The organism is Streptomyces sp. NPDC014734 (assembly GCF_043083325.1).
Lineage (GTDB): Bacteria > Actinomycetota > Actinomycetes > Streptomycetales > Streptomycetaceae > Streptomyces.
Genome location: NZ_JBIBYN010000001.1, coordinates 235,118 through 259,719 on the forward strand (window position 1 = coordinate 235,118; position 24,602 = coordinate 259,719).

Annotated in this window: 16 protein-coding genes; 4 read left to right on the forward strand and 12 right to left on the reverse strand. The window is 72.2% G+C overall.

What is annotated here, in order from left to right; all coding sequences use genetic code 11:
• Window positions 1-170 precede the first annotated feature (170 nt).
• Together ACF1CT_RS01110 and ACF1CT_RS01115 are read right to left on the reverse strand one after the other, a co-directional pair.
• A complete protein-coding gene (locus ACF1CT_RS01110) occupies window positions 171-3,014 on the reverse strand; it encodes a putative bifunctional diguanylate cyclase/phosphodiesterase (RefSeq protein WP_391781632.1) in 2,844 nt (947 codons plus the stop codon).
• A 487-nt stretch (window positions 3,015-3,501) separates the two neighbouring features.
• Window positions 3,502-4,452: a 2-hydroxyacid dehydrogenase gene (locus ACF1CT_RS01115; protein ID WP_391781633.1), complete on the reverse strand. Its 951-nt coding sequence runs from the start codon at window positions 4,450-4,452 to the stop codon at window positions 3,502-3,504.
• A 604-nt stretch (window positions 4,453-5,056) separates the two neighbouring features.
• On the opposite strand from ACF1CT_RS01115, the gene ACF1CT_RS01120 reads away from it, so the two are divergent.
• From ACF1CT_RS01120 to ACF1CT_RS01130, 3 genes are all read left to right on the forward strand, one after another.
• Window positions 5,057-6,013: an aldo/keto reductase gene (locus ACF1CT_RS01120; protein ID WP_391782150.1), complete on the forward strand. Its 957-nt coding sequence runs from the start codon at window positions 5,057-5,059 to the stop codon at window positions 6,011-6,013.
• A 244-nt stretch (window positions 6,014-6,257) separates the two neighbouring features.
• Window positions 6,258-7,430, forward strand: a complete 1,173-nt coding sequence (locus ACF1CT_RS01125) for a PQQ-dependent sugar dehydrogenase (protein WP_391781634.1) — start codon at window positions 6,258-6,260, stop codon at window positions 7,428-7,430.
• 21 nt (window positions 7,431-7,451) lie between these two features.
• Window positions 7,452-7,826 carry a DUF6191 domain-containing protein gene (locus tag ACF1CT_RS01130; RefSeq protein ID WP_391781635.1) on the forward strand — a complete coding sequence of 125 codons (375 nt, stop codon included), beginning with the start codon at window positions 7,452-7,454 and terminating at the stop codon, window positions 7,824-7,826.
• Between the two features lie 294 nt (window positions 7,827-8,120).
• Here the strand turns inward: ACF1CT_RS01130 and ACF1CT_RS01135 are convergent, their stop codons facing one another.
• The 7 genes from ACF1CT_RS01135 to ACF1CT_RS01165 all read right to left on the reverse strand — a co-directional run bounded on the left by ACF1CT_RS01135 (window position 8,121) and on the right by ACF1CT_RS01165 (window position 15,206).
• Window positions 8,121-8,867 (reverse strand): alpha/beta fold hydrolase, encoded by a 747-nt coding sequence (locus ACF1CT_RS01135; RefSeq protein WP_391781636.1) that lies wholly within the window; start codon window positions 8,865-8,867, stop codon window positions 8,121-8,123.
• Between the two features lie 390 nt (window positions 8,868-9,257).
• Window positions 9,258-9,899: a hypothetical protein gene (locus tag ACF1CT_RS01140; protein WP_391781637.1), complete on the reverse strand. Its 642-nt coding sequence runs from the start codon at window positions 9,897-9,899 to the stop codon at window positions 9,258-9,260.
• Between the two features lie 13 nt (window positions 9,900-9,912).
• The gene (locus tag ACF1CT_RS01145) at window positions 9,913-10,464 is read right to left on the reverse strand and encodes a hypothetical protein (RefSeq protein ID WP_391781638.1); all 552 of its coding nucleotides are present in this window, start codon (window positions 10,462-10,464) and stop codon (window positions 9,913-9,915) included.
• Entirely contained in the window at window positions 10,461-12,323 is a 1,863-nt protein-coding gene (locus tag ACF1CT_RS01150; RefSeq protein ID WP_391781639.1) for a hypothetical protein, read from the reverse strand. The genes ACF1CT_RS01145 and ACF1CT_RS01150 overlap by 4 nt, the downstream gene beginning before the upstream one ends.
• A 115-nt stretch (window positions 12,324-12,438) precedes the next feature.
• A complete protein-coding gene (locus ACF1CT_RS01155; RefSeq protein ID WP_391781640.1) occupies window positions 12,439-13,530 on the reverse strand; it encodes an alpha/beta hydrolase in 1,092 nt (363 codons plus the stop codon).
• A 116-nt stretch (window positions 13,531-13,646) separates the two neighbouring features.
• Window positions 13,647-14,873 carry a serine hydrolase domain-containing protein gene (locus ACF1CT_RS01160; RefSeq protein WP_391781641.1) on the reverse strand — a complete coding sequence of 409 codons (1,227 nt, stop codon included), beginning with the start codon at window positions 14,871-14,873 and terminating at the stop codon, window positions 13,647-13,649.
• Between the two features lie 105 nt (window positions 14,874-14,978).
• A complete protein-coding gene (locus ACF1CT_RS01165) occupies window positions 14,979-15,206 on the reverse strand; it encodes a hypothetical protein (protein ID WP_391781642.1) in 228 nt (75 codons plus the stop codon).
• Between the two features lie 326 nt (window positions 15,207-15,532).
• Here ACF1CT_RS01165 and ACF1CT_RS01170 point away from each other — a divergent pair, with 326 nt between their 5' ends.
• Window positions 15,533-18,127 (forward strand): helix-turn-helix domain-containing protein, encoded by a 2,595-nt coding sequence (locus ACF1CT_RS01170; RefSeq protein ID WP_391781643.1) that lies wholly within the window; start codon window positions 15,533-15,535, stop codon window positions 18,125-18,127.
• Between the two features lie 47 nt (window positions 18,128-18,174).
• Here the strand turns inward: ACF1CT_RS01170 and ACF1CT_RS01175 are convergent, their stop codons facing one another.
• The 3 genes from ACF1CT_RS01175 to ACF1CT_RS01185 all read right to left on the reverse strand — a co-directional run bounded on the left by ACF1CT_RS01175 (window position 18,175) and on the right by ACF1CT_RS01185 (window position 24,413).
• Complete coding sequence (locus ACF1CT_RS01175) at window positions 18,175-20,442, reverse strand: MMPL family transporter (RefSeq protein ID WP_391781644.1); 2,268 nt, start codon at window positions 20,440-20,442, stop codon at window positions 18,175-18,177.
• Between the two features lie 266 nt (window positions 20,443-20,708).
• Window positions 20,709-22,835, reverse strand: coding sequence for a phosphocholine-specific phospholipase C (locus tag ACF1CT_RS01180; protein WP_391781645.1), 2,127 nt, complete (start codon window positions 22,833-22,835; stop codon window positions 20,709-20,711).
• 318 nt (window positions 22,836-23,153) lie between these two features.
• Window positions 23,154-24,413, reverse strand: a complete 1,260-nt coding sequence (locus ACF1CT_RS01185; RefSeq protein WP_391781646.1) for an arsenic transporter — start codon at window positions 24,411-24,413, stop codon at window positions 23,154-23,156.
• Between the last annotated feature and the right edge of the window lie 189 nt (window positions 24,414-24,602).

Below are 24,602 nucleotides of genomic sequence, written 5' to 3' on the forward strand. Positions count from 1 at the left end.
TGGGTGGTCCGGTGCAACAAAAAACCCCTCGTGCCGTGAGGCAAGCGAGGGGAGCGCGTCGGTGTGGTCCGCAGAGTGCCATCGTGGGACTCTGCTCAGCCGACGCGCTTTCCAAGTACGAGAATTCGGGTGCGCATGGCATTGACCCTCTCTCCGACGCATGTGACGTGTCAAGTGGGTGGGACGGGCGTCTCAGCATGTGATCCGCTGAGACGGGGGAGGGAACCACCGGCCAGGACGGGCTCGGCGGCGGCGCCGGGCATCGGGAAAGCGCCCCGGGTCAGGGCGCGCCGCAGCCGGTACTCGTCGAGCGGCCCGGAGAAGGCCATGCCCTGGCCGTGCGTGCAGCCCATGGCGCGCAGGGCGACGACCTGTTCGGGTACGTCGACCCCGTCGGCCACCGACTGCATGCCCAGGTCGCAGGCGATGCGCAGCAGCCCACTGGTGATCTTGTGCAGGCGGGCGGACTCCACGACGCCCTCGACGAGCCCGCGGTCGAGTTTGAGCACGTCGATGGGGAGCCTGCGCAGGGCGTTGATCGCCGCGTAGCCGCTGCCGAAGCCGTCGAGCGCGATACGGACACCGAGGCGGCGCAGCGCGACGAGACGCTGTTCGAGTTCGTCGAAGGAGATCCGGGGGTCGCTGTCGGCCACCTCGATCATCAGGGCGCCGGAGGGCAGCCCGTGCCGGGTGAGCAGGGCCTCGATGGACGCGGACGGCGTCCCCTTGTCGAGCAGCCGGCGGGCGGAGAGCCGGACGGCCACGGAGACCGCGTGTCCGGCCCTGGCCCGGTCGGCGGCCTGTTCGACGGCCTCTTCGAGGAGCCAGCGGCCGAGCTCGGCGGTGCGGTCGCCGTCCTCGGCGACGCGGAGGAACTCGGCCGGGGTGAACAGGATGCCCTGGGCGGAGCGCCAGCGGGCCTGCGCGGCGACGGCAGCGACGGTGCCGCTGGCGAGGTGCACCACCGGCTGGTGGAGCAGGGCGAACTCTCCGTCGCGCAGGGCCGTGCGCAGCCGGGCGGTGAGCTCGGAGCGGCGGACGACCTCGGCCTGCATCTGCGGCGCGTACAGCTCGACGCGGTTCTTGCCGCCCGCCTTGGCCCGGTACATGGCGAGGTCGGCGTTGCGCATGAGGTCGCTGGGGGTGATGCCCGGCTCGGCGAAGGCGACCCCGATGGAGGCGGCGACCCTGACCTCGCCGATGCCGGCACCGACCCGGTAGGGCTGGGAGAGGGTGAGCCGGAGCCGGTCGGCGATCTCGTGGACCTGGCACTCGCGGCCGGGCTGGTCGCGGGTGCCGTCGCCGAGGATGATCGCCGCGAACTCGTCGCCGCCGAGCCGGGCGGCGGTGTCGCCGGCCCGGACGGATTCCTGGAGGCGGCGGGCGGCCTGGACGAGCAGTTCGTCGCCCGCCTGGTGGCCGAGACGGTCGTTGACCGCCTTGAAGCCGTCGAGGTCGATGAAGAGCACCGCCGTTCCGGCGTCCCCCGTGCGGCGCCCGCCGAGGGCCTGACGCACCCGGGCGGTGAACAGGGCGCGGTTGGGCAGCTCGGTCAGCGGGTCGTGCTCGGCGTTGTGCTGCAACTGCGCCTGCAGCCGCACCCGTTCGGTCACGTCACGGCTGTTGAGGATCAGCCCGCCCTGGTGACGGTTGACCGTGGACTCGACGTTGAGCCAGTCGCCCGTACCGGATCTGAAGCGGCACTCGATCCGGGTGGTCGGCTCCTCGCCCGGCGGTGCGGCGAGGAAGCGGCGCAGCTCGTGGACCACGCGCCCCAGGTCGTCCGGGTGGATGATCGAGGCGAGCTCGGTGCCGACCAGGTCCTCGGCCTCGCGCCCGTACACCCCGGCGGCGGCCGGGCTGACGTAGCGCAGGACGCCGTTGGGGGCCGCGATCATGATGACGTCGCTGGATCCCTGCACCAGGGAGCGGAAGTGGTTCTCCTTCTGGGCCAGCTCCTGGGTGAGGGCGATGTTGTCGACGAGCATGATGCCCTGCCGGACGACCAGCGCGAGCGCCACCGTGCAGCCGGTGAAGATCACGACGCGGTCGACCCTGCGGCCCTCGACGACGTTGTAGAGGATGCCGAGGGTGCAGACCGCGGCGGCGAGGTACGGGGTCAGCGCGGCCAGCGACCCCCCGATGGGGCGCTCGGCCCGCAGCGGCGGCGCGCCCCGCGACGGGAGGGCGTCGCCCGCGGCGCCCTGCGCGCCCCAGGGGGCGTAGGCGAGGAGCAGGGACCCGGCGAACCAGCCGGCGTCCAGCAGTTGCCCGGAGTGGTAGGTCTGGCGCAGCAGCGGAGAGGTGAACAGGGCGTCGGACAGGACCGTGAGTGCCAGGGCGGCGACGGCGGTGTTCACCGCGGAGCGGTTGACGTTGGCGCGGCGGAAGTGCAGGGCCAGCACCATGGAGACCAGCACGATGTCGAGCAGCGGATAGGCCAGCGAGAGCGCCGCGCGGGCCACGCTGGTGCCCTCGGCGCCCACGAGGTGCGCGGTGTGCGCGAGGGCGAGGCTCCAGGAGATGGTGAGGAGCGAGCCGCCGATCAGCCAGGAGTCCAGTGCGAGGCAGAGCCAGCCGGCCCGGCTGACGGGGCGCTTGGCGAGGACGAGCAGCCCGACGATGGCGGGTGGTGCGAAGCAGAGGAAGAGGACGTCGGCGAGGGAGGGGCTGGGCACCCAGACGCCGCGCACGACCTCGTACCAGCCCCAGACGGCGTTGCCCCCGGAGGCCATGAGCGAGGAGACGGCGAAGAGCAGCCAGGCGGGCCGGCACTGGTTCCCGTCGGCCCGCGCGTACAGGAAGCAGGAGACTGCCGCGACCAGCGCGGCGGCGCTGAGGCCGAAGTCCCCCATGAGGAGCGCCATTTCCGGCGAGCCCCAGCCGAGGGCCGCCCCGACCGCGTATCCGCCGCAGACGAGTCCGAGCAGAATCTGCGAGACCACCGCGGACGTGCCGCCGACGGCCGACCGCCGGGAGAGGAACGCCCCGAGGGCGTCGGTCGGCGCGCTCACCGGGACGCACCCGGAACCGCGGGACGCGCACACGCCGGGCGTCCTGCCGGGGCCCGTCCGCAGCGGGCCGGACGCCCGGCGGCAGCGGACGGGCGAACCCCTCGCGCGGGCGGGCGCGCCGGCACCGCGGCGCCGCGGCCGACCCGCCCGGCGCCCCGGCCCGTCGGCGCGCGGCCGGTGCGGGGAAGGGCCGGAGCCCCGGGCCCGCACCCGGCCGTCGTCCCGCGGACGGGCCATGGATGTCCATCGGCAGGGCACGGTCGCCATCGACCGTCCCGTGGTGTCGGATCGTTCGCCCCTCGGCCGTACATCGCCCGTGGCCCCCCTCGCGTGTCGCCGTCCTCCCCGGCGCCGTCCCTTCCCCGGCGCAGCGCCCCTTTCGGGACGATACACCAGACCAGTCACTCAGGGACATAGCCCATATACGCTGCGTGACGATCATGGGGGTTGTCGGGACGGAGCGCAGTCGAACGGACCCGTAGCGTGGTCAGTCCGTGGTGCGTACGACGTTCCGCAGCGGTTCCCCGGCCGCGAAACAGCTCAGCTGTCCGGCCATCAGACGCTTGGCCCGGGGCAGGAACGCCGAGGTGCTGCCGCCCACGTGCGGAGTGATGAGGACGTGGGGAGCATGCCAGAGCCGATGACCCGCGGGCAGGGGTTCCGGGTCGGTGACGTCGAGGGCCGCCCGCAACCGGCCGGACTCCAGTTCGACCAGCAGTGCCTCGGTGTCGACGACACCGCCCCGGGCCACGTTCACGAGCAGCGCCCCGTCCGCCATCGCGGCGAGGAACTCCGCGTCCACCAGCCCTTGCGTGGAAGGGGTCAGGGGGGTGGACAGCACGACGACGTCCGCCCCGGGAAGGAGCGCGGGCAGGTCGTCGAGTGCGTGGACGGGCCCGTGCGCCGTCGTCCGCGCGGAACGCGCGACGCGCACCACCCGCGCGCACTCGAAGGGTGCGAGCCGGTCCTCGATGGCGGCACCGATCGACCCGTACCCCACGATCAGCACCGACTTGTCGGCGAGTGCGGGGTAGAAGCCGTCCCGCCACTCCTCCGCGTCCTGGCCGTGGACGAATCCGGGGACGCCGCGCAGCGAGGCGAGGATCAGGGTGAGGGCGAGTTCGGCGGTCGACGCCTCGTGGACCCCTTTGGCGTTGCACAGCCGCGCCCCGGCGGGGAGCAGACCGAGGGCGGGCTCGACGTGGTCGATCCCCGCGGAGAGCGTCTGCACGACCCGGACCCGCCTCATGGCGGCGAGCGGCCGGACCGCGACCTCACCGCCGCTCAGGTACGGCACTACGTAGAACTCGCAGTCGGCCGGGTCGGCGGGGTAGTCCGGCCCACCGTCCCAGAAGTGATAGGTGAACTCCTCGGGAAGTCCCTCGATCTCGTCGGCCGGGTACGGCAGCCACACGTCGGGATTCTGCTTCGCAATCATGGTCATCAGGCTAACGAGCCGGTGAGCAACAGGGGGGTGGAGCAGCGAGCGGGGTCCTGCGGCTTCGAATCCAAGGCGGAGGAAGGAGTCGACGCGGAGCGTCGGTGACCGACGACAACGCGGCGGGCGGGGCAGCAGGACGCCGGGAGCCCGCTTCCCCTCATGGGGCGGGCCGCGACCGCCCGGCCCATGAGGGGAAGTGGAGCGGCGAGCGGCGCCATGCGGCTTCTTCGGCGAGGCGGCGGGCGGAGTGGCGTCCGGGCCTTCGAATCCGAGGTGGATGCGCCGGAGCACCGCGTCGGGAGGCTGCGCGAGGGGGCGCGGTCGGCAGAGGTTACTTTGGGGGGCGTTGTGGTCCCGTGACGGCGGGGCCCAGGTCGTGTCGTCACACCGCCGTCTGCCGCACGACGCCCGGCACGGGTGTTCGCCGCGCTACCGGACTCGTCCGGGTACGTCCGCACATGGATGATTCGCCGCCTCGCGACCGCACGCGCCGGACACAGCACGACAGGGCCTCCGGCCGGACGACGGCGGTGTGACGACACGACCTCAGGAAGGGTACGGGGAGTTGGAGCGCAGGAGTCTCGGTGCGGCGGCGCTCGCCGTGGGCGCGGTCGGGCTCGGCTGTATGCCGATGAGCTGGGCGTACAGCGCGTCGCAGCAGCGTGGTGACCGTGCGTTGCGCACGGTGCACGCCGCGCTCGACGCGGGGGTCCAACTGCTCGACACCGCCGACATGTACGGCCCGTTCACCAACGAACTGCTGGTGGGGCGGGCTCTGAAGGGCCGCAGGTCCGACGCGTTCGTTTCCACCAAGTGCGGTCTGCTCGTGGGCGATCAGCACATCGTCGCCAATGGACGGCCCGGCTATGTGCGGCGGGCCTGTGACGCCTCGTTGCGGCGGCTGCAGACCGATGTGATCGACCTGTACCAACTGCACCGGCCCGATCCCGAGGTGCCGATCGAGGAGACCTGGGGCGCGATGGCCGAGTTGGTGACGGCCGGGAAGGTGCGGGCGCTGGGGCTGTGTGCGGTGGGTGCGCGGGCTTCCCGCCGGTCGGGGGCCCGAATGTACGACGAAACGATCCGTCAGCTGGAGCGGGTGCAGCAGGTGTTCCCGGTGGGAGCGGTTCAGGCCGAACTCTCCGTCTGGTCGCCGGAGGCGCTGGAGTCGTTGCTTCCGTGGTGCACGGCCCGGGGTGTGGGGCTGTTGGCCGCGATGCCCCTGGGAAGCGGTTATCTGACCGGCACGCTGACGCCCGGGCAGGGTTTCGAACGGGACGATCTGCGGGCCAGGCATCCGCGGTTCACGGCCGAGATGATGGCCGCGAACCAGCCGTTGGTGGTCGGTCTGCGTCGGGTCGCCGAGCGGCACGGGGCGACCGCGGCGCAGGTGGCGCTGGCCTGGGTGCTGCGGCAGGGTCCGCACGTGGTGCCGGTCCCGGGGACCAAGCGGGAGCGCTGGGCGGTGGAGAACGCGGGTGCGGCAGGGCTGACGCTGACCGAGCGGGATCTCGTGGAACTCGCCCGGCTGCCGCGGGCGCAGAGGTCCTGGGACTGACGACGACCCGCCTGTCCGCCGCCGGTGGGTGCCGGGCGGGCGGGGCCGGCCACGGCACCGGGCCGGTCGGCGGGACGGGAGATTCGGCCGGTCCGGGCGGCCCCCGGCCCTGTCGCGGTGTATGAACGGTGTCCAGGCGGTTGTCCACGGGGTTGAAGGGACCGGTGCGGTGCGCGGTGTTCTGTTCGAGACGGTACGAGGCTCAGCGGGTCGTCGGCGGCCGGGAGGCGGACGCCGCGCAGGGGTGGCCGCGCTGGCCGTCGGCTCGCTGCTGCTGACCGCGGGCTGCGCGCCGGGGGACGGCTCCGGCGACACGGCGGGCCCCGGCCGCGGGACGCCCTCCCACACCGTCCCCTCGTCCCCTGCCCCGCCCTCGGCCCCGCCGTCCGCCCCGGTCCCGTCGCCCCCCGAGAAGGGGTCGGTGAAGGTGGTCGCCACCCTCACCGGTGGGCTCGACTCGCCCTGGGGGCTGGCCGAACTGCCGGGCGGTGACCTGCTGGTGGCCTCGCGCGACAAGGGAACGATCACCCGCGTCGACGGGAAGTCCGGGAAGAAGACGCTGCTGGGCAGTGTGCCGGGGGTGGCGGCCGGCGGGGAGGGCGGGCTGCTGGGCATCGCGGTGTCCCCCACGTACGGCACGGACCACCTGGTGTACGCGTACTTCACGACAGCGTCCGACAACCGGATCGCGCGCCTGCAGTACGACGAGAACGGCACGACGCCCGGCCGGCTGCTGGGCGCGCCGGACACGATTCTCCGGGGCATCCCCAAGGGCTCGATCCACAACGGCGGGCGGATCGCCTTCGGCCCGGACCACATGCTGTACGCGGGTACCGGGGAGACGGGGGACGACGGGCTCGCGCAGGACAGGAAGTCGCTGGCCGGCAAGATCCTTCGGATGACCGCGGACGGTCAGCCGCTGCACGGCAACCCCGAGGCCGACTCAGTGGTGTATTCGTACGGACACCGCAATGTGCAGGGGCTCGCCTGGGACGGGCTGAAACAGCTGTGGGCGTCCGAGTTCGGGCAGGACACCTGGGACGAGCTGAACCGGATCGTGCCGGGCGGGAACTACGGCTGGCCGCGGGCCGAGGGCAAGGCGGGAAAGACGGATCTCGTCGATCCCGTGGCACAGTGGAAGACGTCCGAGGCGTCCCCGAGCGGGATCGCCTTTGCCGGGGGCTCGATCTGGATGGCGGGCCTGCGCGGTGAGCGACTCTGGCGGATTCCGCTGTCCGGCAAGGAGGGCGCGGAACCTCTGGCCGCCCCGCAGTCGTTCCTGGAGGGGAAGTACGGCCGTCTGCGTACCGTGCTCGCCGCGGGCGGCGACAGGCTCTGGCTCGTCACGAGCAATACGGACAAGCGCGGCACTCCGAAGCCGGGAGACGACAGGATCCTGGTGCTGGAGGTGCGGTAGCGCGGGCAGCGGTGAAAGGGTGTGCGGCTGGTGTTCAACTTCTTCGAGGAGATCTTCGCGCCGGGGCGCAGGCATGCCGCCGAGGAGCGGAAGCGCCTGGAGCTGTCCCGGGTCGATCTCGGCGTCGGCGACCCGGGGCGCGGGCCGATAGATCTGGCCTCCGGAAAGGTCGTCGTCCGCGCCCCCGGAGTCGACGGCGTTCGGCCGACGGCACAGGAAACGGAACCCCAGGACCGGCCCGACGAGGCACTCGAAGCGGAATCACGGGCCGTGCCCGGCGCGCGCCGGGACGCGGATCCGGAACCGGCCCCCGGGCCCGTCTCGGACGGCCCCGACGGGGCACCCGGGGAAGCTGCCCCGCACACACCAACGACCGGGCGGGACGTCCGGCCCTGACCGTGTGCGGTGTCGGTGGGGTCTGGCGGGATGGCGGGAGTCCGCTGTCGTGGTCTGTCGGGAGTCCGCTGTCGTGGCCTGCCGGGAGTCCGCTGTCGTGGCCTGCCGGGAGTCCGCCCTGACGCCCGCGTTCCGCGGCGAGTGAGCGGAGGCCGGGGAGATTGTCCCGCCGGACGGCATCGAGCCGCTGTGACAGCCGCCCGGCCCGCCGCCCGGTGGGCGGTCTCGCCGGCGAAGCGGCCGACGGCGCGGAAGGTGGTGCCCGGAGCAGGGATCGTCGGCCTGCCGCACACGTCATCCGCGTGCGGCGGCCATCTTCTCGATCTCGCCGAGAACGAGGCCGGGACGCTCGATCGGGATGTCGTGCGAGCTGCCCACCGCCGTGACGAGTGTCCGGTCCGGTCCGGCCTTCACGAACGCGGCGGCGGCGTCCCGCCAGAGCCGGGCGTCCTCGGGGGACCCGTCAAACGGGGTCTTCTCCGACACGATGACGGTGGCGGGGACACTGTCGGGCCAGGCGACCTGGTGGTACGCCCGGTGCATCGGTACGTAATTCTCCGCGGTGGCGATCAACTGGCGGTTCTCCTTCGTGGAAGGGTCCTTCCTCGCCGCATCGACCTGCGGTTTGTTCGCGGCTGCGAGACGGGCGATCTCCTCGTCGGTGTAGAGCTCCGGCAGGCTTGCGTCGACGAGGACCGCACCGGAGAGCAGTCGCGGGTTCGCCCGGGCGAAGCAGGTCGCGACCTCGCCCGCCTGGGAGTGCGACACCAGGACGACATTCCCGGTGACATCGAGTGCGCGCAGACCGATCTCCAGATCGCTGACGGCGCTCTCCACCTTCCAGGGGCCGGGCACCTCGTCGCTGTCGCCGAGCCCGGCCCGGTCGTAGGTGATGATCTCGGATCCGGTGGCTGCCGCGAGTTCGGGAACCAGGTTCTTCCAGTACGAGGAGTCCAGACCCCCGCCCGCGTCCAGGACGATGGCGGGAAGACGGCCGGGAGTGACGTGGAACGCCAGACGGTGGCCGTCGGCGTTGACCATACGCAACGTCGGATCGGCTGCCGGTTCCGAAGCCGCCGCGGTCGGCGCCGCGGAAGCCGATGAAGCCGATGAAGCCGATGAAGCGGAATCCGCCGGAGCGGAAGCGCCGACTTCGCCACAGGCGGTGACCGTCCCGGCGGTGGCGGCCAGGAGGAGCATCGTGGGCAGTAACCGGTGCGTGTGTCGGCGAGGCAGGAAGTTCCTCATCAGGGGGGTCCTCCGGGAGTCGTTGGTGCGGTTGTGCTGAACGGGCACCATCCTCGGCTCGTCCGACTCCCCGATCGATCCGGCTACCAGGCCGATCGCAGGGGCCGTTCAGGTACCGCGCACGGTGGGGCTGTCCCCCTTCGCCTCCCCGGCGCGGTGAACGTCCTCCCTCATCGGGCCGATTCAGCCCGTGCGTTCGATGTCGGCTCCGGTGATGACTCCGTCGAGCACGGTGTAGGTGCCGGCGAACGTGTGCCGGGTACCGTCCGTCTGATGGGCGGTGATGTCCACGTACACGGTGTCGCCCTCGACGGCCCGCACGGTGACCGTGTCGCGCAGTGTCCCGGCGAAGCCGGACACGTACGAGGAATAGCTCGCGCCGAGGTTCTCGCCACCGAGGTCCCAGGCGGCGGAGAAGTCGCCGCTGTTGATCGCGTCGTAGTAGCGCTCCACGGTGTCCGACGGCCCCTCGGTCCCGGACGGGTCGGACGGGTCGGACGGGTCCCGTTCCGTCGCCGACGGGTCGGCCCCGTACGAATCGGCGGTGTCCGGATCTGCGGTGTCCGGGAGCACGGGGGCCTCCGTCGCGCTGTCGGAGGACTCCGGGGGCTCCGGAAGGGCGGTGGAGACGGCCACCGGGCCCCCGGCACCGTGATCGTGTCCGCGTGTCCAGACCGTCGCGCCCACCACCGCGAGCAGGAGGACGACGACGGCCACCACGATCAGCACGCGGGGAAGGTCGGTGTCGGGCGGCGGCTGTCCGCTGCCGCCCCCGGGTGCCGAATCCGGCACCCAGCGCTGCCCGTCCGCGTCCCAGTGGCTCATGGCACCCCGCCCCTCAACCGGTCAGCTGGGTGATCGCCTCGACCACGGCAGCGGCCGAGGCGAGCCCCGCCGCCGCGGTCGCGCCGACGTCCAGCCGGTCGCGCAGCCATCGCAGACGGTCCCGGCGCACCCGGCCGTCGTGGATCGTCCCCTCCTCGACCTCGGCGAGTCCCGCGTCCAGTTCGGCGACCTCCCCGGTCCTGGTGAGCACGCCCAGGTGTCCTCGCAACGCGGCGACGGCCGCGAGCAGTTCGGGTGACACGTCGACGAACCGTTGTGAGGAGTCGACGGCACGGGCGTCGGTGCCCGAGGCCACCGCGCCGCCCGTCATCGTGCCGATGCCGATACCGCCGGGGACGATCGGCGGCGCGGGTGTACCGGTGGGTGGCACGGGCACCGTCGCGGCCTCTCCCGCGTGCCGCCCGCGGTCCTCCGCGTACGCCCGTTCACCGGCCGCCGCGGCGCCGCCGGTCATCAGTCCGACGGAGATGCCCCCCGGCGCCGGGCCCGGACCATCGGCTCCGTCGGTCTCCGTCCCGTCCGGACCTTCCGGCTCGTCCGTCATCGTGTGCCGCCCCTCCCGTGTTTCGCCGAGGACCGTTCGCCTGTCGCGACCGCACCCCCGTGCATCGTTCCGATGAACACGCCGCCACCGCTGACGGTGACGATCTGCTGCTCGAAGTCGCCCGTCTCGTAGTTCTTCGTCCGCAGCGCCTCCCGCACTCCGCTCGCGATCCGGTCCTGCACCGTCCGCACGTACCGCTTGACGTCCATCTCCTGGAACACCGAGAGTTCGGCCGTGCTGCCCAGCTCCCGCACGGACGTGACCGGTCCGTCGGGGAACGCCTGGCGCGGATTGGCCAGCCAGGTGCGGAACTCGGCCACGGCCGTCCGGAACAGCGACGTCCCGGCGGCGAAGTTGGCGGTGGGCGTCGCGAGCACGGCGCGGACGGCGTCCCGGAGGGGGTCGGGTCCGCCCCGCGCCTCGATCACGTCGACGGCCCGGAACTCCGGCCGTACCGGGGTGAGGACGTGCGGCACGACCTCAAGGACGAGCATCCCGCCCTGGGTGTGGACGCGCACGAGCACCGAGACCACGATCTGTTCGTCCCACGCGCCGATCCGGATGCGCAGGAAGTGACGGCGCCCCTCCGCGCCCTCGCCCACCGCCTCGTCGAGGTGCCGGTCGGCGGCGTGCGGACTGTAGTCGACGTCCCAGCGGGCCGAACCGGTCGGCAGGTAGACGAACTCCTCGACTTCGAGTGCGCGCAGCCGGTCCCGGCTGGTGGCCGCCGCCGAGGTGCGCAGCGCCTCCAGTTGCGGCTTGATGAGATCGATGACCTCCCGGCCGGTGAGCGGACCGGTGGCGGCCCCGGGTGCCGGGACGGTTTCCTGTTCCGGCCCCGGGTCCGGTCGCGGCGGGCCGTCCGCACGTCGCTCGCCCCGCTTCTTGAGTTCCATCACCAGCGACCACGGCGCCTCGTAGGGCCGCCCGGCTCCGATGAAGGGGCGGAACGGGTCGTAGATCGTGAGGGCCGCGTACTGCTCGCGTGCGATGGCACCGCCGATGCGCCGGTAGCGGACGGTGTCCGGCAGTTTCTCGCGGGGCATCCGGGAGAACGCCGCGGAGCCCAGCTCCGCCCGCATGACCGCGGTGACGTGTTCGCGGTAGGCCCATACCGGCAGCGTCAGCAGGACCGGGAACAGCACCCCCACCCAGGCGTCGGCCTGTGTGAAGAGGGCGACGAGGACGGCCGCCCAGTACGCGATCGCCACCAGGGCGGGCACGAGCGGGAGCAGCTTCAGTCGCCCGCGGGTGGCCTGCTCCACCATCGTGCGGTCGAACGTGAACACCGCGACGCCGACCCCGGTCGCACCGCGCACGACGCCCAGGGCGAGGCAGACCAGTGCGTACGCCGCCCACCAGGGCACCAGGAGCGGCGACCGCGAGCCGATGCCGGCCATTCCCAGGCCGATGAACAGGACCCACACGGCCAGCAGTACGAGTGCGGTGCGCGCCTCCCCACGACGGGCCCGCAGCGCGTGTGCGAGCACCGGCACCGCGTCGATGCCGAGCGAGAGGGCGACCGGGCGCTCCTCGTGCCGGACGAGCTCCTGGATCACGCGCCCCCGGAAGTCGCTGTCGAGGTGGACGCCGGCGCACAGCAGCCGGGTGGCGTCGCTGCGCCGGGTGGCGTACGAGGTGGGCCGTCGGAGCGGCGCGTTGCCGCTTCCCGTGCCCTTGCTCGCACCCGTGCCTGTGCTCGCACCCTTGCTCATGTTCGTGCCCGTGCCTGCGCCCGTGCCGGTGTTCGTGCCCGTGCCCGTGTTCGTGCCCCTGTCGTCGCCGTGCGGAGGCAGAGGTCCTGCCCTTCGGTGCCCGTCGCCCGTTCCCGGACCGTCTGCCGGGATCTTCTCCGTCATGTGCCGCCCTCCTTCGCGATGCGGGTGGTCGCGTGCCCCGGCCGCCGCGGTGCCGGGGCACGGTCCTGTCGTGGTGTCCGGCCGCTCGTCGCCGGAAGACCGGCCCGTCGTGGGGTCAGTCCGCCGGGTCGAACGCGGTCCGCAGCCGGGTCATGTAGTCGGCGAGCACGGGGGCCCAGCAGCCGTAGTTGTGGCCGCCGTCGCACGTCGGCGAGAGCGCCGACCCGTCGCCGTAGTCGACGAGCCGGGTACGGAGCCCGAGTTGGTCCGCGCGGGTCTTGACGTGCTCGGCGGCGATCGCCGTGAAGTGGTCGATGAGCCCCTGGTCGCCGGTGTACAGCGTGATCTCGGTTCCGGCGAGCCGGGTCAGGTTGGCCGGGGCGGCGGGGTTGACGGCCTTCCACACCCGGTCGGCGCCGAGGATCGGGTAGGGCGAGCCGTAGACCGCGTCGCTGTCGACGGTGGGCCCGTAACCGGTGCACCGGCCGGTGCCCGAGGGGCTGGAGGTGCTCACGGCGCACCAGGCGCCCGTGAGGTTGAGCTCCGTGGCCAGGACCGCGGCGCGGACCTCCGCCATGTCGAAGTCGATGCCGCCGGACAGGGAGGCGGTGTGGCCGAACAGATCGGGGCGGGACTCGGCGTAGTGCAGTGCGCCGGAACCCCCCATCGAGAGGCCGACGACGGCCCGGTGGGACCTGTCCGCCAGGGTGCGCAGGTTCGCGTCGATGAAGGGGACGACCTGGTCGAGGTGGAAGGTCTCCCAGTTCGCCGCCCCCACGACGGTGTTCTGCATGACCCAGTCGGCATACCACCCCTTCAGCCCGCCGTCCGGCACCACGGTGATCATCGAGTCCGAGTGCAGCGCGGGCGCGGCGGCGGCGTCGTCCACGGTGCCACCGCCGCCGTGCAGGAAGTAGGCCACGGGCCACCGCTTGCCGGGCGTGGACGCGTAGTCGTGGGGCAGGAAGATCCGGATCCGGTGCGGGCCCGCCACCTGCGGTGTGGTCACGGTGATCGTGAAATCGGTGCTGGAGTGCACCTCGGTGCCGGTCGCGACCTGAGTGAGTCCGAACCCGTCGGACAGTACGGGCGGGGCGGGGTTTCCGGCGTGTGCGGGCGGTGTCGCGAGTGTCGCGGCCGCGGCCATGACCGCGGCGACGGCCGTCGCCCTCGCGTGTCGTCGCCAGGCGGTCAGCGGGGATGCCATCGGTGGTCCTCTCCGGGAGCGGTTCGCTCCCCTGGTGTGAAGGGGCGGCCGGGCCGTCCGTGCGCGCGGCGCGGACGGCCCGGCCCGGCGGGGCGGGGCCCTTCCGGTCTCGGTGCTCAGAGCGCGCAGAACGCGTCAGTCATGGCCTTGCCCGTGTCGGCCTGTCCCTGTGTGCCGCCGAGCATGTGGAACTCGTTGTTCGCGTGCAGGACCTGCTCGGTGCCGTCCTCGCCGGTCAGCCACTCGCTGAAGTAGCCGAGCACCGCGCCGTCGTGCCCCCAGGCCGACTTGCCGCACGGCAGCTTCACGTGTTCGATGCCCAGCCCGTAACCGGCGTTGCCCGCGGCGTCCACCGGCACCGTGGTCTTGAGCTCGGCGAGCTGGGCGGGCGCCAGGAGCTCTCCGCCCAGCAACGCCCGGGAGAACGTCGCCAGGTCGTCCAGGGTCGACACGATGGCACCGGCGTTCCCGGTGACCTGCACGTTGGAGACCGTGGCATCGTCGATGAGGATCGCGCGGAGTACGTAGCCGTGCAGGTAGTTGCCGTAGAGGGCGGGGTCCTCGGTGGGGAAGTCGGTGTCGCGCAGACCGAGCGGCTCGATGATGCGCCGCTGGACCTCCGCGGCCGGTTCCGAGCCGGTGACGATCCTGATCACCATGCCCGCGAGCACGTAATTGGTGTTGCTGTAGCCGAACTTCTCCCCGGGCGCGCTCTGCGGGGCCTGCCGGGCGAGGCCGATGTCGACGAGTTTCTGCGGCGGCAGGACCTCCCTCGGGTTGGTGTTGAGGAAGTACGGTGTGGAGATCTGCAGGCTGCCGAGGTAGTCGGGCAGACCCGAGGTGTGGTTGAGCAGCTGACGGATCGTGATCTTCTTTCCGTCGTAGCCGTTGGCGGCGACCGCCCCCGGCAGCCACCGGTCGACGGTGTCGTCCAGCGAGAGCCGGTGCTCGCCCTCCAGTTGGAGCAGCACGGTGGAGATGAACGCCTTGGTGTTGCTGCCGATCCGGAACTTCGCCTTCGGGTCCGCGGGCACCTTGGTCGCGCGGTCACCGACACCCGCGTGCACGTACTGCGCGGTGTCGCCCCGGCGCACCATGCCGATCACGCCCGGGTATCCGTCGGCGACGCCCTTCTGGGCGCCGGCCTGGAGAATGTCGGCGGGGGACGGTTCGGCGGCACTCGCCGAACCGACGCCGGTCATCAGGAGACAGGCCGCCACTGCCGTCGGCAGCAGCCACCGCCGGCGCCCGGACATCCGCGCGGACGGCCCGGCCGCACGGCCGGCGTCCACACCCTCGGTGTCCGCCGGGGATTCGTTCCGGGAACCATCGAGCACGCTCATCAACTTTCTCTCCGTTTCGGCTGGATGCCAGAATTCGGCTGGGTGACGGAATGTTCCGGACCGTCATGCCGGGATCGCGGAAGTGCGGACGGGGTGGAGAATCGCTCAGCGGCTGCACGCCGCCGCGATGATCAGCAGCAGAACGATGATTCCGATCACGTGAACGCATCCGATGCCGCCCTCCGGATTCTTCCGGTTCGCCTCCACATGACCGCCGGGAGGAATTCCCGGGTGTCGTTGGGCGTAGTGGTCCAACTGGCGCTGTTCGCCCTCGGACTCACTGAGCCACGGCGTCTTGAAACCGCATTCACCACACCAGTAGCGGTATGCCATGCCGACTCCTCCTGTGTCGTGGCGGGAGGCATTCATGAGCCCTGATCGGAATTCGGCACCGGAACGGTCCGACGGTCCGGGTCCCTCGCGGCTGCCTGCCGGACGGCCGTTCGTCCGGCAGGCAGCCGCGTGGCCCCCGTCGCCGGTCGCCGCGGAATTCCCCCGGAGTACCGCGGTGCGCTCCGTCCCGCGTTGCCACGTCGACCGGACGTCTCCGATCGTGGCGTTCGCACCGCCCCGTGGACAGGTCAGAGCACCGGTCACATATGACCGGTCGTCACGGTAGGCTCACGGACGGCCGCACCCGGTGGTGGAGGGATGTCGAAGTGACGGATCGGCTCGGCGCGTTGTTGCGCCGACTGCGCGCGCAGGCGGGGCTGACACAGGAGCAGTTGGAGACCCGGTCCGGAGTGAGCGTCAGCACCATCCGAAGACTGGAGACCGGACGGTCCAAGGACCATCGGCTGGGCACGCTGGACCTGTTGGCGGATGCCCTGGGGACCGCGCCCGAGGACCGTCAGCGCATTGCGGCCATGCTGATCAAGGCGCGGAGCGAACCGGATCCCGTCTCGTCCGAATCGAATTCCGGCGCTCCCCGTCCGGCCGCGCACACGTCGGAATCGGAATCGGAATATGAATCCGGATCGGGAGCGGGATCGGAATCAGGATCGGGAGCGGAATCGGGATCGGATTCCGGTACGACTCGACAGGCCGACCGGGTGCCCGAGTCGCGTTCCGCGCCGCCCCCACCGGACTCCCCCACGAAAGAATTCGCCGGTAGGCCATTACCCCCGCGCCCCGGAACGGCACGGGCGGGATCGTCCGGTCCCGGCGTCCTCGCCTCCCCCGCCGCCGCCCTGTCCGCGGAAATCAGGCGCCGTTGGCAGCACGAGGAAGAACAACGCCGGGTTCACGACCCCTTTCCCCTGCCGGTGCGCTGGCAGGAGGCGCCCGCGTCCCTGACCGATTACCCGGCGAACGTCCAACGCCTGCCGTCGGGAGCGGCCCCGCGTCATCTGGATCTCAGCGGCGACGTCCGGAGCGTGGCCGAGACCTACCGGCGCATCCGGTCCGGACGACTGGTGGTGCTCGGCCGGGCCGGTTCCGGCAAGTCGATTCTGACGATCAGGTTCGTCCTGGACTTCCTGGAGGCGACGGACTTCACCGGCCAGGTGCCGGTGATCTTCAGTCTCGGGTCCTGGGACCCCACGGCCGTCGCGTTACGGGACTGGCTGGTCGATCTGCTGATACGTGACCATCCGCACCTGTCCGGGCGGGCACCCGGTGGTGGGACGACGGCCGCCGCGCTGGTCGACGCCGGTGTCGTGCTGCCGGTCCTCGACGGGTTCGACGAGATCGCGGAAGGCCTCCGGCGTGCCGCGCTGGAGGCGCTCAACGCCACCTCGCTTCCCCTCGTACTGACCAGCCGGCGCGCCGAGTTCGCCGAGGCGGTACAGGCCGCGGGGGCCCCGCTGGTCTGGGCCGCCGGCATCGAGCTCACCGACCTCACCCTCGACGATCTCTCGGCCTATCTGCCCAGGACGGCCCGGCCCGCGGCCCGGGGCGGCGGCGGGCCGGGCGGGGCGGTGTGGAAGCCCGTTCTGGAGCGGCTGCGCGCCCCGCAGGACCCGGCGGGCGCGCCTCTCGCGCAGGTCCTCACCACTCCCCTCATGATCGTCCTGGCGCGGACGATGTACAGCGAGGCCCGCGACAGGGACCCGATCGAGCTGCTGGACCCCGAACGGTTCCCCGACGCGAACGCGCTGGAGGACCATCTGCTGGCCGGCTTCGTACCGACGGTCTACCGGCGTCGTGCCGCCGAGCGCGACGCCATCGGCCACCGTTCCGGGGAACGGAACCGGGATCCGGAGGACGCCGAACGCTGGCTCGGCTATCTCGCCCACCATCTGGCCCGCCTCGATCGTGATCAACAGGACCTCGCGTGGTGGCGGATCGGCGACTCGCTGCGGCTCTCCACTCGCCTCCTGACGGTGGTGGTGGCCTCGGCGCTGTGCGTGGCGGTGTCCGGGTGGTGCGTCACTCTGCTCTCCGCGCCGTTCGGCGTCGGCGAGGCCCTGCTGCTGGGGAGTTCCATGGGCGTGGTCGCCGGGCTCTCCTTCGGGTGCGTCCACGGGATCCTGGTCTCGCTGGGCGGTGGGGCCTTCGAGCCGTCCCGTGTCCGGCTGCGGCTGCCCGGCAAGGCCGTCGGTCCGGGCATCGGCCGCGGACCGGTCCGCACGTTCGCCGCCCGGTTCGGGGCCGTTCTGCCGGGCGGATTCGTCATGGGTGTCGGATGCGCGAGCGCCTTCGCCGTCCAGCGCCAGGTCTACTACGGGATCCCGCTCACCGATGACCTGGTGATCAGGGGCACACTCATCAACATGCTGGCCTTCGGCCTGATCTTCGGAGTGGGCGCCGGGCTGGTCTTCGGGCTCACTGCCGCGCTCGAAGCACCGTTGGACGTGACCTCGGCGGCGACGCCGGTGAGTCTGCTGGCCTCGAACCGTGCGACGGTGGTCCGGCAGGTCCTCGTCCTCGCGCCGATGCTCACCCTCGTGATCGCCGTCGGCGGACGTCTGGTCACCGGTCTGCTCAGCACGGTCCTCGGACCGATGAACTGGGGGCTGGTGGACGGGCTCTCCATCGGCGCCGTGGGCGGGCTCGGCGGTGCGCTCTCGTACGCGTTCTCCTTCACCGCCTGGGGACGGTGGACGGCCCTGTCACGCGTATGGCTGCCCCTGACGGGGAAGCTGCCCTGGGACACGGTGGCCTTCCTGGACGACGCGTACCGCCGGGGGGTCCTGCGCCAGACCGGCGCCGTCTACCAGTTCCGTCACATCCGGCTCCAGCACCATCTCGGTCGCACCTACCGCGAGCGCCGGGCCGAGTACGCTCCGGCCAGATTCGGCCGCGGGACGTAGCCCCTCCCGTCCGGACCACGCCGGGCTCGCGGGATCCGGCACGGGCGTCACGTGCCTTCCCGGACCGCCTCCACCGCCTCCAACGGCTGCTCCACCGGCTGCGTGGCCCCGCCCGGCCCCGCCGACCGGTCCCGTTCCGCCGGCCGCCGGGCCCCCGCATGCGGCACGCCGCACTCCGGGGGCTCGATGCTGATCCGCGGCAGCCACCGGTCCAGGCTGCGCGGCAGCCACCAGTTCGCCCCGCCGAGCAGGTGCATCAGGGCCGGGACCAGGAGCGTACGCAGGACGAAGGCGTCCAGCGCGACGGCCGCCGCCAGCGCGATGCCGAACATCGCGATGACCCGGTCGCCGCTGAGGACGAACGCGAGAAAGACCGAAATCATGATCACGGCGGCGGAGTTGATCACCCGCCCGGTCTCGGCGAGGCCGACCCGGACCGCCCGCCGGTTGTCACGGGTCTCCAGCCACTCCTCGTACATCCGCCCCACCAGGAACACCTGGTAGTCCATGGAGAGCCCGAACAGCACGGACACCATGATCACCGGCAGGAACGGTTCGATCGGCCCGGCGCCGCCCAGTCCCAGCAGCTCGCTCCCCCACCCCCACTGGAAGACCGCCACGACGACCCCGAACGAGGAGGCGACGGCGGCGATGTTCATCACGGCGGCCTTCAGCGGGATGCCGATGGACCGGAAGGCGAGCAGCAGGAGCAGGCAGCCGAGCCCGACGACCACGCCGACGAAGAGCGGGAGCTTGCCCATGACGGTCCGGGCGAAGTCGTCGTATCCGGCCGTCACCCCGCCGACATGGGCCCGGAGCGAGGTGTTCGCCTCGGCCTTCGGAAGAACGTCCGTGCGCAGCCGCTCGACGAGTGCGCTGGTGTCCCGCGACTGCGGTGAGGACGCCGGTACGACGGTGACGAAGGCGGTGTCGCCGCCGCCGCTGTACGTGACCGGCCCGACCGAGGCGACGCCGTCGGTGGCGCGCAGCACGGCCGGCAGGCCGTCCATCGCGAGCCGGTCGCCCGCGCCGTCGAGCTGCGCCGCGATGGTCAGCGGGCCGTTGACGCCGGGACCGAATCCGTCGGCCAGCAGGTCGTAGGCCTGCCGGGTGGTGGACGAGGCGGGGTTGTTCCCCTGGTCGGAGGTGCCCGGATGCAGGGAGAAGGTGGGCAGCGCCAGGACCAGCATCACCGCGGCGGCGAGCGCGCCGAGCAGCTTCGGGTGGCGTTCGACGAACACGGACCAGCGGGCGGCGAAGCCGGTGGGGAGTTCGGGTTGGGGCCCCAGCTCGGCGAGCCGGGCGCGCTCGCGGCGGCTCAGTGCCCGCATCCCGATGAAGGACAGCAGGGCGGGCAGCAGGGTCACCGACGCGGCCACGGTCAGCACGACGGTGAGTGAGGCCGCGATCGCGACACCATTGAGGAAACCGAGCCGCAGGACGAGCATGCCGAGCAGCGCGATGCAGACGGTGGCCCCGGCGAAGACGACGGCCCGGCCGGTGGTCGCGACGGCGGTGCGGGCGGCGTCGGGGACGGACATGCCTCTGCGCAGGCCGCTGCGGTGCCGGGTGACGATGAACAGCGCGTAGTCGATGCCGACGCCGAGGCCGATCAGCATGCCGAGCATCGGGGCGAAGTCGGCCACGGTCATCACGTGGCCCAGCAGCGTGATGCCCGCGTACGCCGTGCCGACGGAGACGAGGGCGGTGGCGATGGGCAGCATGCTGGCGGCGAGCGAGCCGAAGGCGAGGAACAGCACGACCGCGGCGACGACGACGCCGATGATCTCGCTGAGGTGGACGGCGGGCGCCTCGGTGAGCGCGATGGCCGAGCCGCCCAGTTCCACCTGGAGCGCGTCGCCCCCGGCCGACTTCGCGGTGTCCACGAGCGCCTGGGCCTGTGGGGCCGTGATCTCGTCGGAGGGCCGGTCGAAGGTGACCGTGGCGTAGGCGGTGTGCCCGTCCTCGCTGATCTGTCCGGTGCCGGACGCCCCGTACGGTCCGGTGACGGCGCCGACGCCGGGCAGTCGCTCGACCTCGTGCAGGGTGCGGGTCATCGTCTGCCGGACGTCGGCCGCCCGCACTGTGGAGTCGGTGGTGTGCCAGACGATGGTGTCGGTGTCCCCGCCGAGGTCCGTGAACCCGTCCTTCAGGAGTTCGGCGGCCCGTCCGGCCTCCGTGCCGGGCACGTCGTACTGGTTGGTGTACGCGGAACCCGCGAGGCCCGCGGCGGTGGCCGCTCCGCCGAGGGCGAGGAGCCAGATGAGGACGGTGACGAGACGGTGCCTGATGCACCAGCGGGCAATGGCGGCCAACGGACGTGCTCCCTGACGGTCGTGGCTCTTCGGCGGAACGGGGCCTGGGGCACCTGCGAAGAACGCATGTCCTGAGAACGCCACTCTTGCAGCCGATAGTGATCCTTTGCCCCTTTCGTGGCATTACTCACAGGCCCTTTCCCGCCGTGCCCGCCGGACGGTCACGGGTCGTGGGCGGGGCTCCGCGCGCGCCTCCCACCGACGGCGCGCGGCGGCCGAGGGCCGGTGAGGACCCTCGGCCGCCGCACGGACCGTACGGACCCGGCTCAGCCGGAGACGCTCGCCCGGCCGTTCTCGATGTGTCCCATGAGCCGTCGCCGGAAGACGTCGTCCCCGTCGACGGTGATCTCCAGGTCGTACCAGCCGCGCGCGTCGGCCGCGGAGTGCGCCACCGTGCGGCTGCGTCCCGGCTTGACCCTGACGGTCCTGGTCCAGTCCCGCAGGTCCGCCTCGTCGACGTAGCCCAGCGGCCGTACCGTGAAGGTGAGCGTGGTCCGCCCGTGGTTGCGCAGGGTGAGGTGCACGTCGCGCTCGCGGGCGTCGATCCGCGAGGCGACCTCGGCACCTGCCGACGCACCCCCCTTCGCGGGCCCGGCGAACTCGCGGCGGAAGCCGTTGGGGCCCGTCACCGTGAACCGGTACGCCCCGCCCGCGACCGGCACCGTCCACTGCGCCGTGCCCCTGACGTCCCGGTGCCGCGGTGCGGGGAACTCACCCGCGTACGGGTACAGCGCGAAGTGCGCGGAGGAGCGGCCGGTGTTGCTGAGCGCCACCCGCACCGCGCCGTCCACCAGCCGGGCCTGCGCGTCCGGCTGGTACGGCAGTGCGCGGGCCGGACGGTGTCCGGGCTCCTGCACGGGCATGTGCTGCTCCAGCGGCGGCTTCGGCGCCCAGCGCCCGCTGAACGGCGGGATGGTGCCCGGCTGCTGCACATCGGGCCGCCTGCGCGCACGGTCGAAGTCGAAGGCCGAGGTCAGGTCGCCGGTGACGGTGCGCCGCCAGGTGCTGATGTTGGGCTCCCTCACCCCGGTCCAGCGCTCCAGGAAGCGGATCACGGAGGTGTGGTCGAAGACCTCGGAGCAGACGTAGCCGCCCACGGTCCACGGCGACACGACGAGCAGCGGCACCCGCATGCCGAGACCGGTGGGCTTGCCCTCCCACTGCTCCTCGGCCACCTCGGGCGGCGCGACCGGCGGCGGCACATGATCGAAGAAGCCGTCGTTCTCGTCGTAGTTGATGATGACGGCGGTGTGCCGCCACACGTCGGGGTGCTTGCCCAGCGCGTCGAGGACCTTGTAGACGATCGTGGCGCTGTGGATCGGCGAGGAGACGCTCGGGTGCTCCGAGTCGACGGCCGACGGCACCAGGTAGGAGACCTCGGGCAGGGTGCCCGCCGCCACGTCCTTGGCGAACTCGTCGGCGAGCGTCCCGGTCTCCACCCGGCGCAGCGCCCGCTCGAAGAGGCTGCGCTCGGCCCGGTCGAGGGTGGCGACCCCCTCTTCGAGCAGGCCGAACAGCCGCTCCCGTTCGGCTGCGTCCGCGCCCCGGACCGCCGAGTAGAAGGACTCCATGTACGTGTGGCCGCCGGTCCTCGCCAGCGCCTTGCGGGCGACCGCCTTGAAGGTGGCGAAGAACTCGATCTGGTTGTCGGTGAAGTTCTCCCACTCGGTGTACGTGCGCCAGCTGCGCCCGGCCTTCTCCAGCCGCTCCGCGTAGGTGCCCCAGTCGTAGCCGGGATGCGTGCCCTCGTCGTACGCGTCGTTGCCGACGGCGCGCCCGCCGTTCGGCTCGTTGCCCGTCTTCCCGCTCCACAGGTGGTTGCGGTTGGGGCTGGTCGAGGAGTGGATCGAGGAGTGGTAGGCGTCGCAGACCGTGAACGTGTCGGCGAGTTCGTAGTGCAGCGGGATGTCGCGGCGGTCGTAGTACGCCATGGTGGCGGCGGTCTTCGCGCTCACCCAGCCGTTCATCCACCCGCCGGCCCACGCCTTGCCGCCGCCGCTCCAGGAGTGGTCGAGCGCGCCGATGTACTGGAGGTCCTTCTTCTGCGTCTCGGCGGCACCGCGCACCGGGAACGGCAGCACGGAGGCGCCGAGCGGGGCGGGCTGCTCGAAGACGGAACCGCCGGAGGGCAGTTCGATGGCGTTGCGGTCACCGAAGCCGCGCACGCCCCGGAGCGTCCCGAAGTAGTGGTCGAAGGAACGGTTCTCCTGCATCAGGATCACCACGTGCTTGATGGCTCCGAGCCCGCCGCGGCCACCGGACCCGGCCGCGTGCGCCGGCTGCGCGGCCATCGCGGCCTGCAGCGACGGCGGCAGCAGCGAACCCGCCGCCGCCGCACCGAGCGCACCGCCACCGAGTGCGAAGAGCCGTCGCCGTGAAATGTCCGTGGTCAAGTGATCCTCCCAAGTCGGTTCTGCGAGCGGGGAGTATGGGAGCGCGGGCTCGCGACGCCCTCCATTGCTCCCCAGCTCGTCACAGTCGGAAATTAGTCAAGCCAGGTGACCCGGGGAAGGACTGCGGACGGCCCGGTGGTGAACGTCCAACACGTCGGCCGGAAAGTCCAATCGCCACCCGGCCGCCCCCGGACACCGACCGGTACGCGTGACGAACAGCGTGTCCCTGACCACCCTGGACCCCGTCGCCACCGGACAGTTCGCGAGCATCGCCATCGGCAACGGCACCCTGAACAGCACGTACTACGACACGCCCCGTCACACCCCGATCAGCCGCAGCGCGCCCCACAGCGCCACCGTCGACACGGCAAGGGTCGCCGGTACGGTCAGCAGCCCCAGCCGGGTGAAGCGGCCGAGGTCGGGCGGGGTGCCGTGGGCGTGCAGGATGCGGCGCCAGAGCAGGGTGGCGAGCGAGCCGACGTAGGTCAGGTTCGGGCCCAGGTTCACACCGATCAGCGCGGCGAGCACCGGTCCGGGCCCGGCCGCCGCGACCACCGGCAGCAGGGCGAGGATCGCGGGCAGGTTGTTGATCAGGTTGGCGAGCAGCGCCGCCACCGCCGCCACCGCCAGCAGCGCGGGCAGCGACGTGCCGTCCGGCAGGAAGGCGTCGATCCCGGCGCCCAGGCCGTTGTCCACCACCGCCTGGACCACCACCCCCAGTGCGAGCACGAACAGGCAGAACAGCGGGTTGGCCGAGCGGACGATCCCCTTGACGGTGGTGTCGCGCCTCGCCAGCGCCCGGGCCGCCAGCACCCCGGCCCCGACCAGCGCCGCCCACAGCGGCTGCGCGCCCGCGAACGAGGTGACGACGAATCCGCCCAGGGTCAGGGCGAGGACGACGAGCGTGAAGACGGGAACACCCGGCCGGTCCTCCTCCGGCTCCGGCGGGTGCGCGCCCGCGGCCAGGTCGTCCGCGAAGAACCCGCGGAAGACGACGTACTCGACGGCGACCGCGGCCAGCCAGGGCAGGGCCATCAGCGCGGCGAAGCGGGTGAAGGAGAGGCCGCTCGCGGTGAACGCCAGCAGATTGGTGAGGTTGGAGACCGGCAGCAGCAGGGACGCCGAGTTGGCCAGGTGCGCACAGGCGTAGACGTACGGGCGGGGGCGGGCGCCCACGCGGGTGGCGGTGGCGAGGACGACGGGGGTCAGCAGGACCACGGTCGCGTCGAGACTGAGCACGGCGGTGATCACCGAGGCGACGACGAAGACGCCGCCGAGCAGCGGGCCGGTCCGTCCGCCGCAGGCCCGGGCCACGAGGTCACCGACGGCCGTGAACAGCCCCTCGTCCGCGCAGAGCCGCGCCAGGACCAGGATCGCCGCGAGGAAACCGACGACCGGCAGCAGGTCGTCCACCCGGTCGCGGGCCTGCTGCCACGACACCGCGCCGACCGCGATCACCAGCACCGCGGCGGGCACCGCGGCGGTCGCCTCCGGCAGGCCCCGGGGCCGTACGACGGCGAAGGCCAGCACACCGAGCAGGAGAACGACGGAGACGATCTCCGCGGTGACGTTGTTCAACGGGCTGAGGGCTCTCCGGACGAAGGGGACGGGTCAGGGGGTCGGCGCACCGGCCCGGTCCGGGGCGCACGACCGGGGAGGGCGCATCCGTCGTCCGGGGCGCACGGGTGCGGAGCCATGCACCCGTACGGCAGGGGCGCACGGGAACGCGCCGCCCTCCGGCGAAGGTACGACGGGAAGGACCACACG

What these genes read in the sequence shown, in the direction of transcription:
- ACF1CT_RS01115 (WP_391781633.1), bottom strand. Translation starts at nt 4,452, where the DNA reads ATGATTGCGAAGCAGAATCCCGACGTGTGGCTGCCGTACCCGGCCGAC.
- ACF1CT_RS01135 (WP_391781636.1), bottom strand. Translation starts at nt 8,867, where the DNA reads ATGGTCAACGCCGACGGCCACCGTCTGGCGTTCCACGTCACTCCCGGC.
- ACF1CT_RS01140 (WP_391781637.1), bottom strand. Translation starts at nt 9,899, where the DNA reads ATGAGCCACTGGGACGCGGACGGGCAGCGCTGGGTGCCGGATTCGGCA.
- ACF1CT_RS01145 (WP_391781638.1), bottom strand. Translation starts at nt 10,464, where the DNA reads ATGACGGACGAGCCGGAAGGTCCGGACGGGACGGAGACCGACGGAGCC.
- ACF1CT_RS01150 (WP_391781639.1), bottom strand. Translation starts at nt 12,323, where the DNA reads ATGACGGAGAAGATCCCGGCAGACGGTCCGGGAACGGGCGACGGGCAC.
- ACF1CT_RS01155 (WP_391781640.1), bottom strand. Translation starts at nt 13,530, where the DNA reads ATGGCATCCCCGCTGACCGCCTGGCGACGACACGCGAGGGCGACGGCC.
- ACF1CT_RS01160 (WP_391781641.1), bottom strand. Translation starts at nt 14,873, where the DNA reads ATGAGCGTGCTCGATGGTTCCCGGAACGAATCCCCGGCGGACACCGAG.
- ACF1CT_RS01165 (WP_391781642.1), bottom strand. Translation starts at nt 15,206, where the DNA reads ATGGCATACCGCTACTGGTGTGGTGAATGCGGTTTCAAGACGCCGTGG.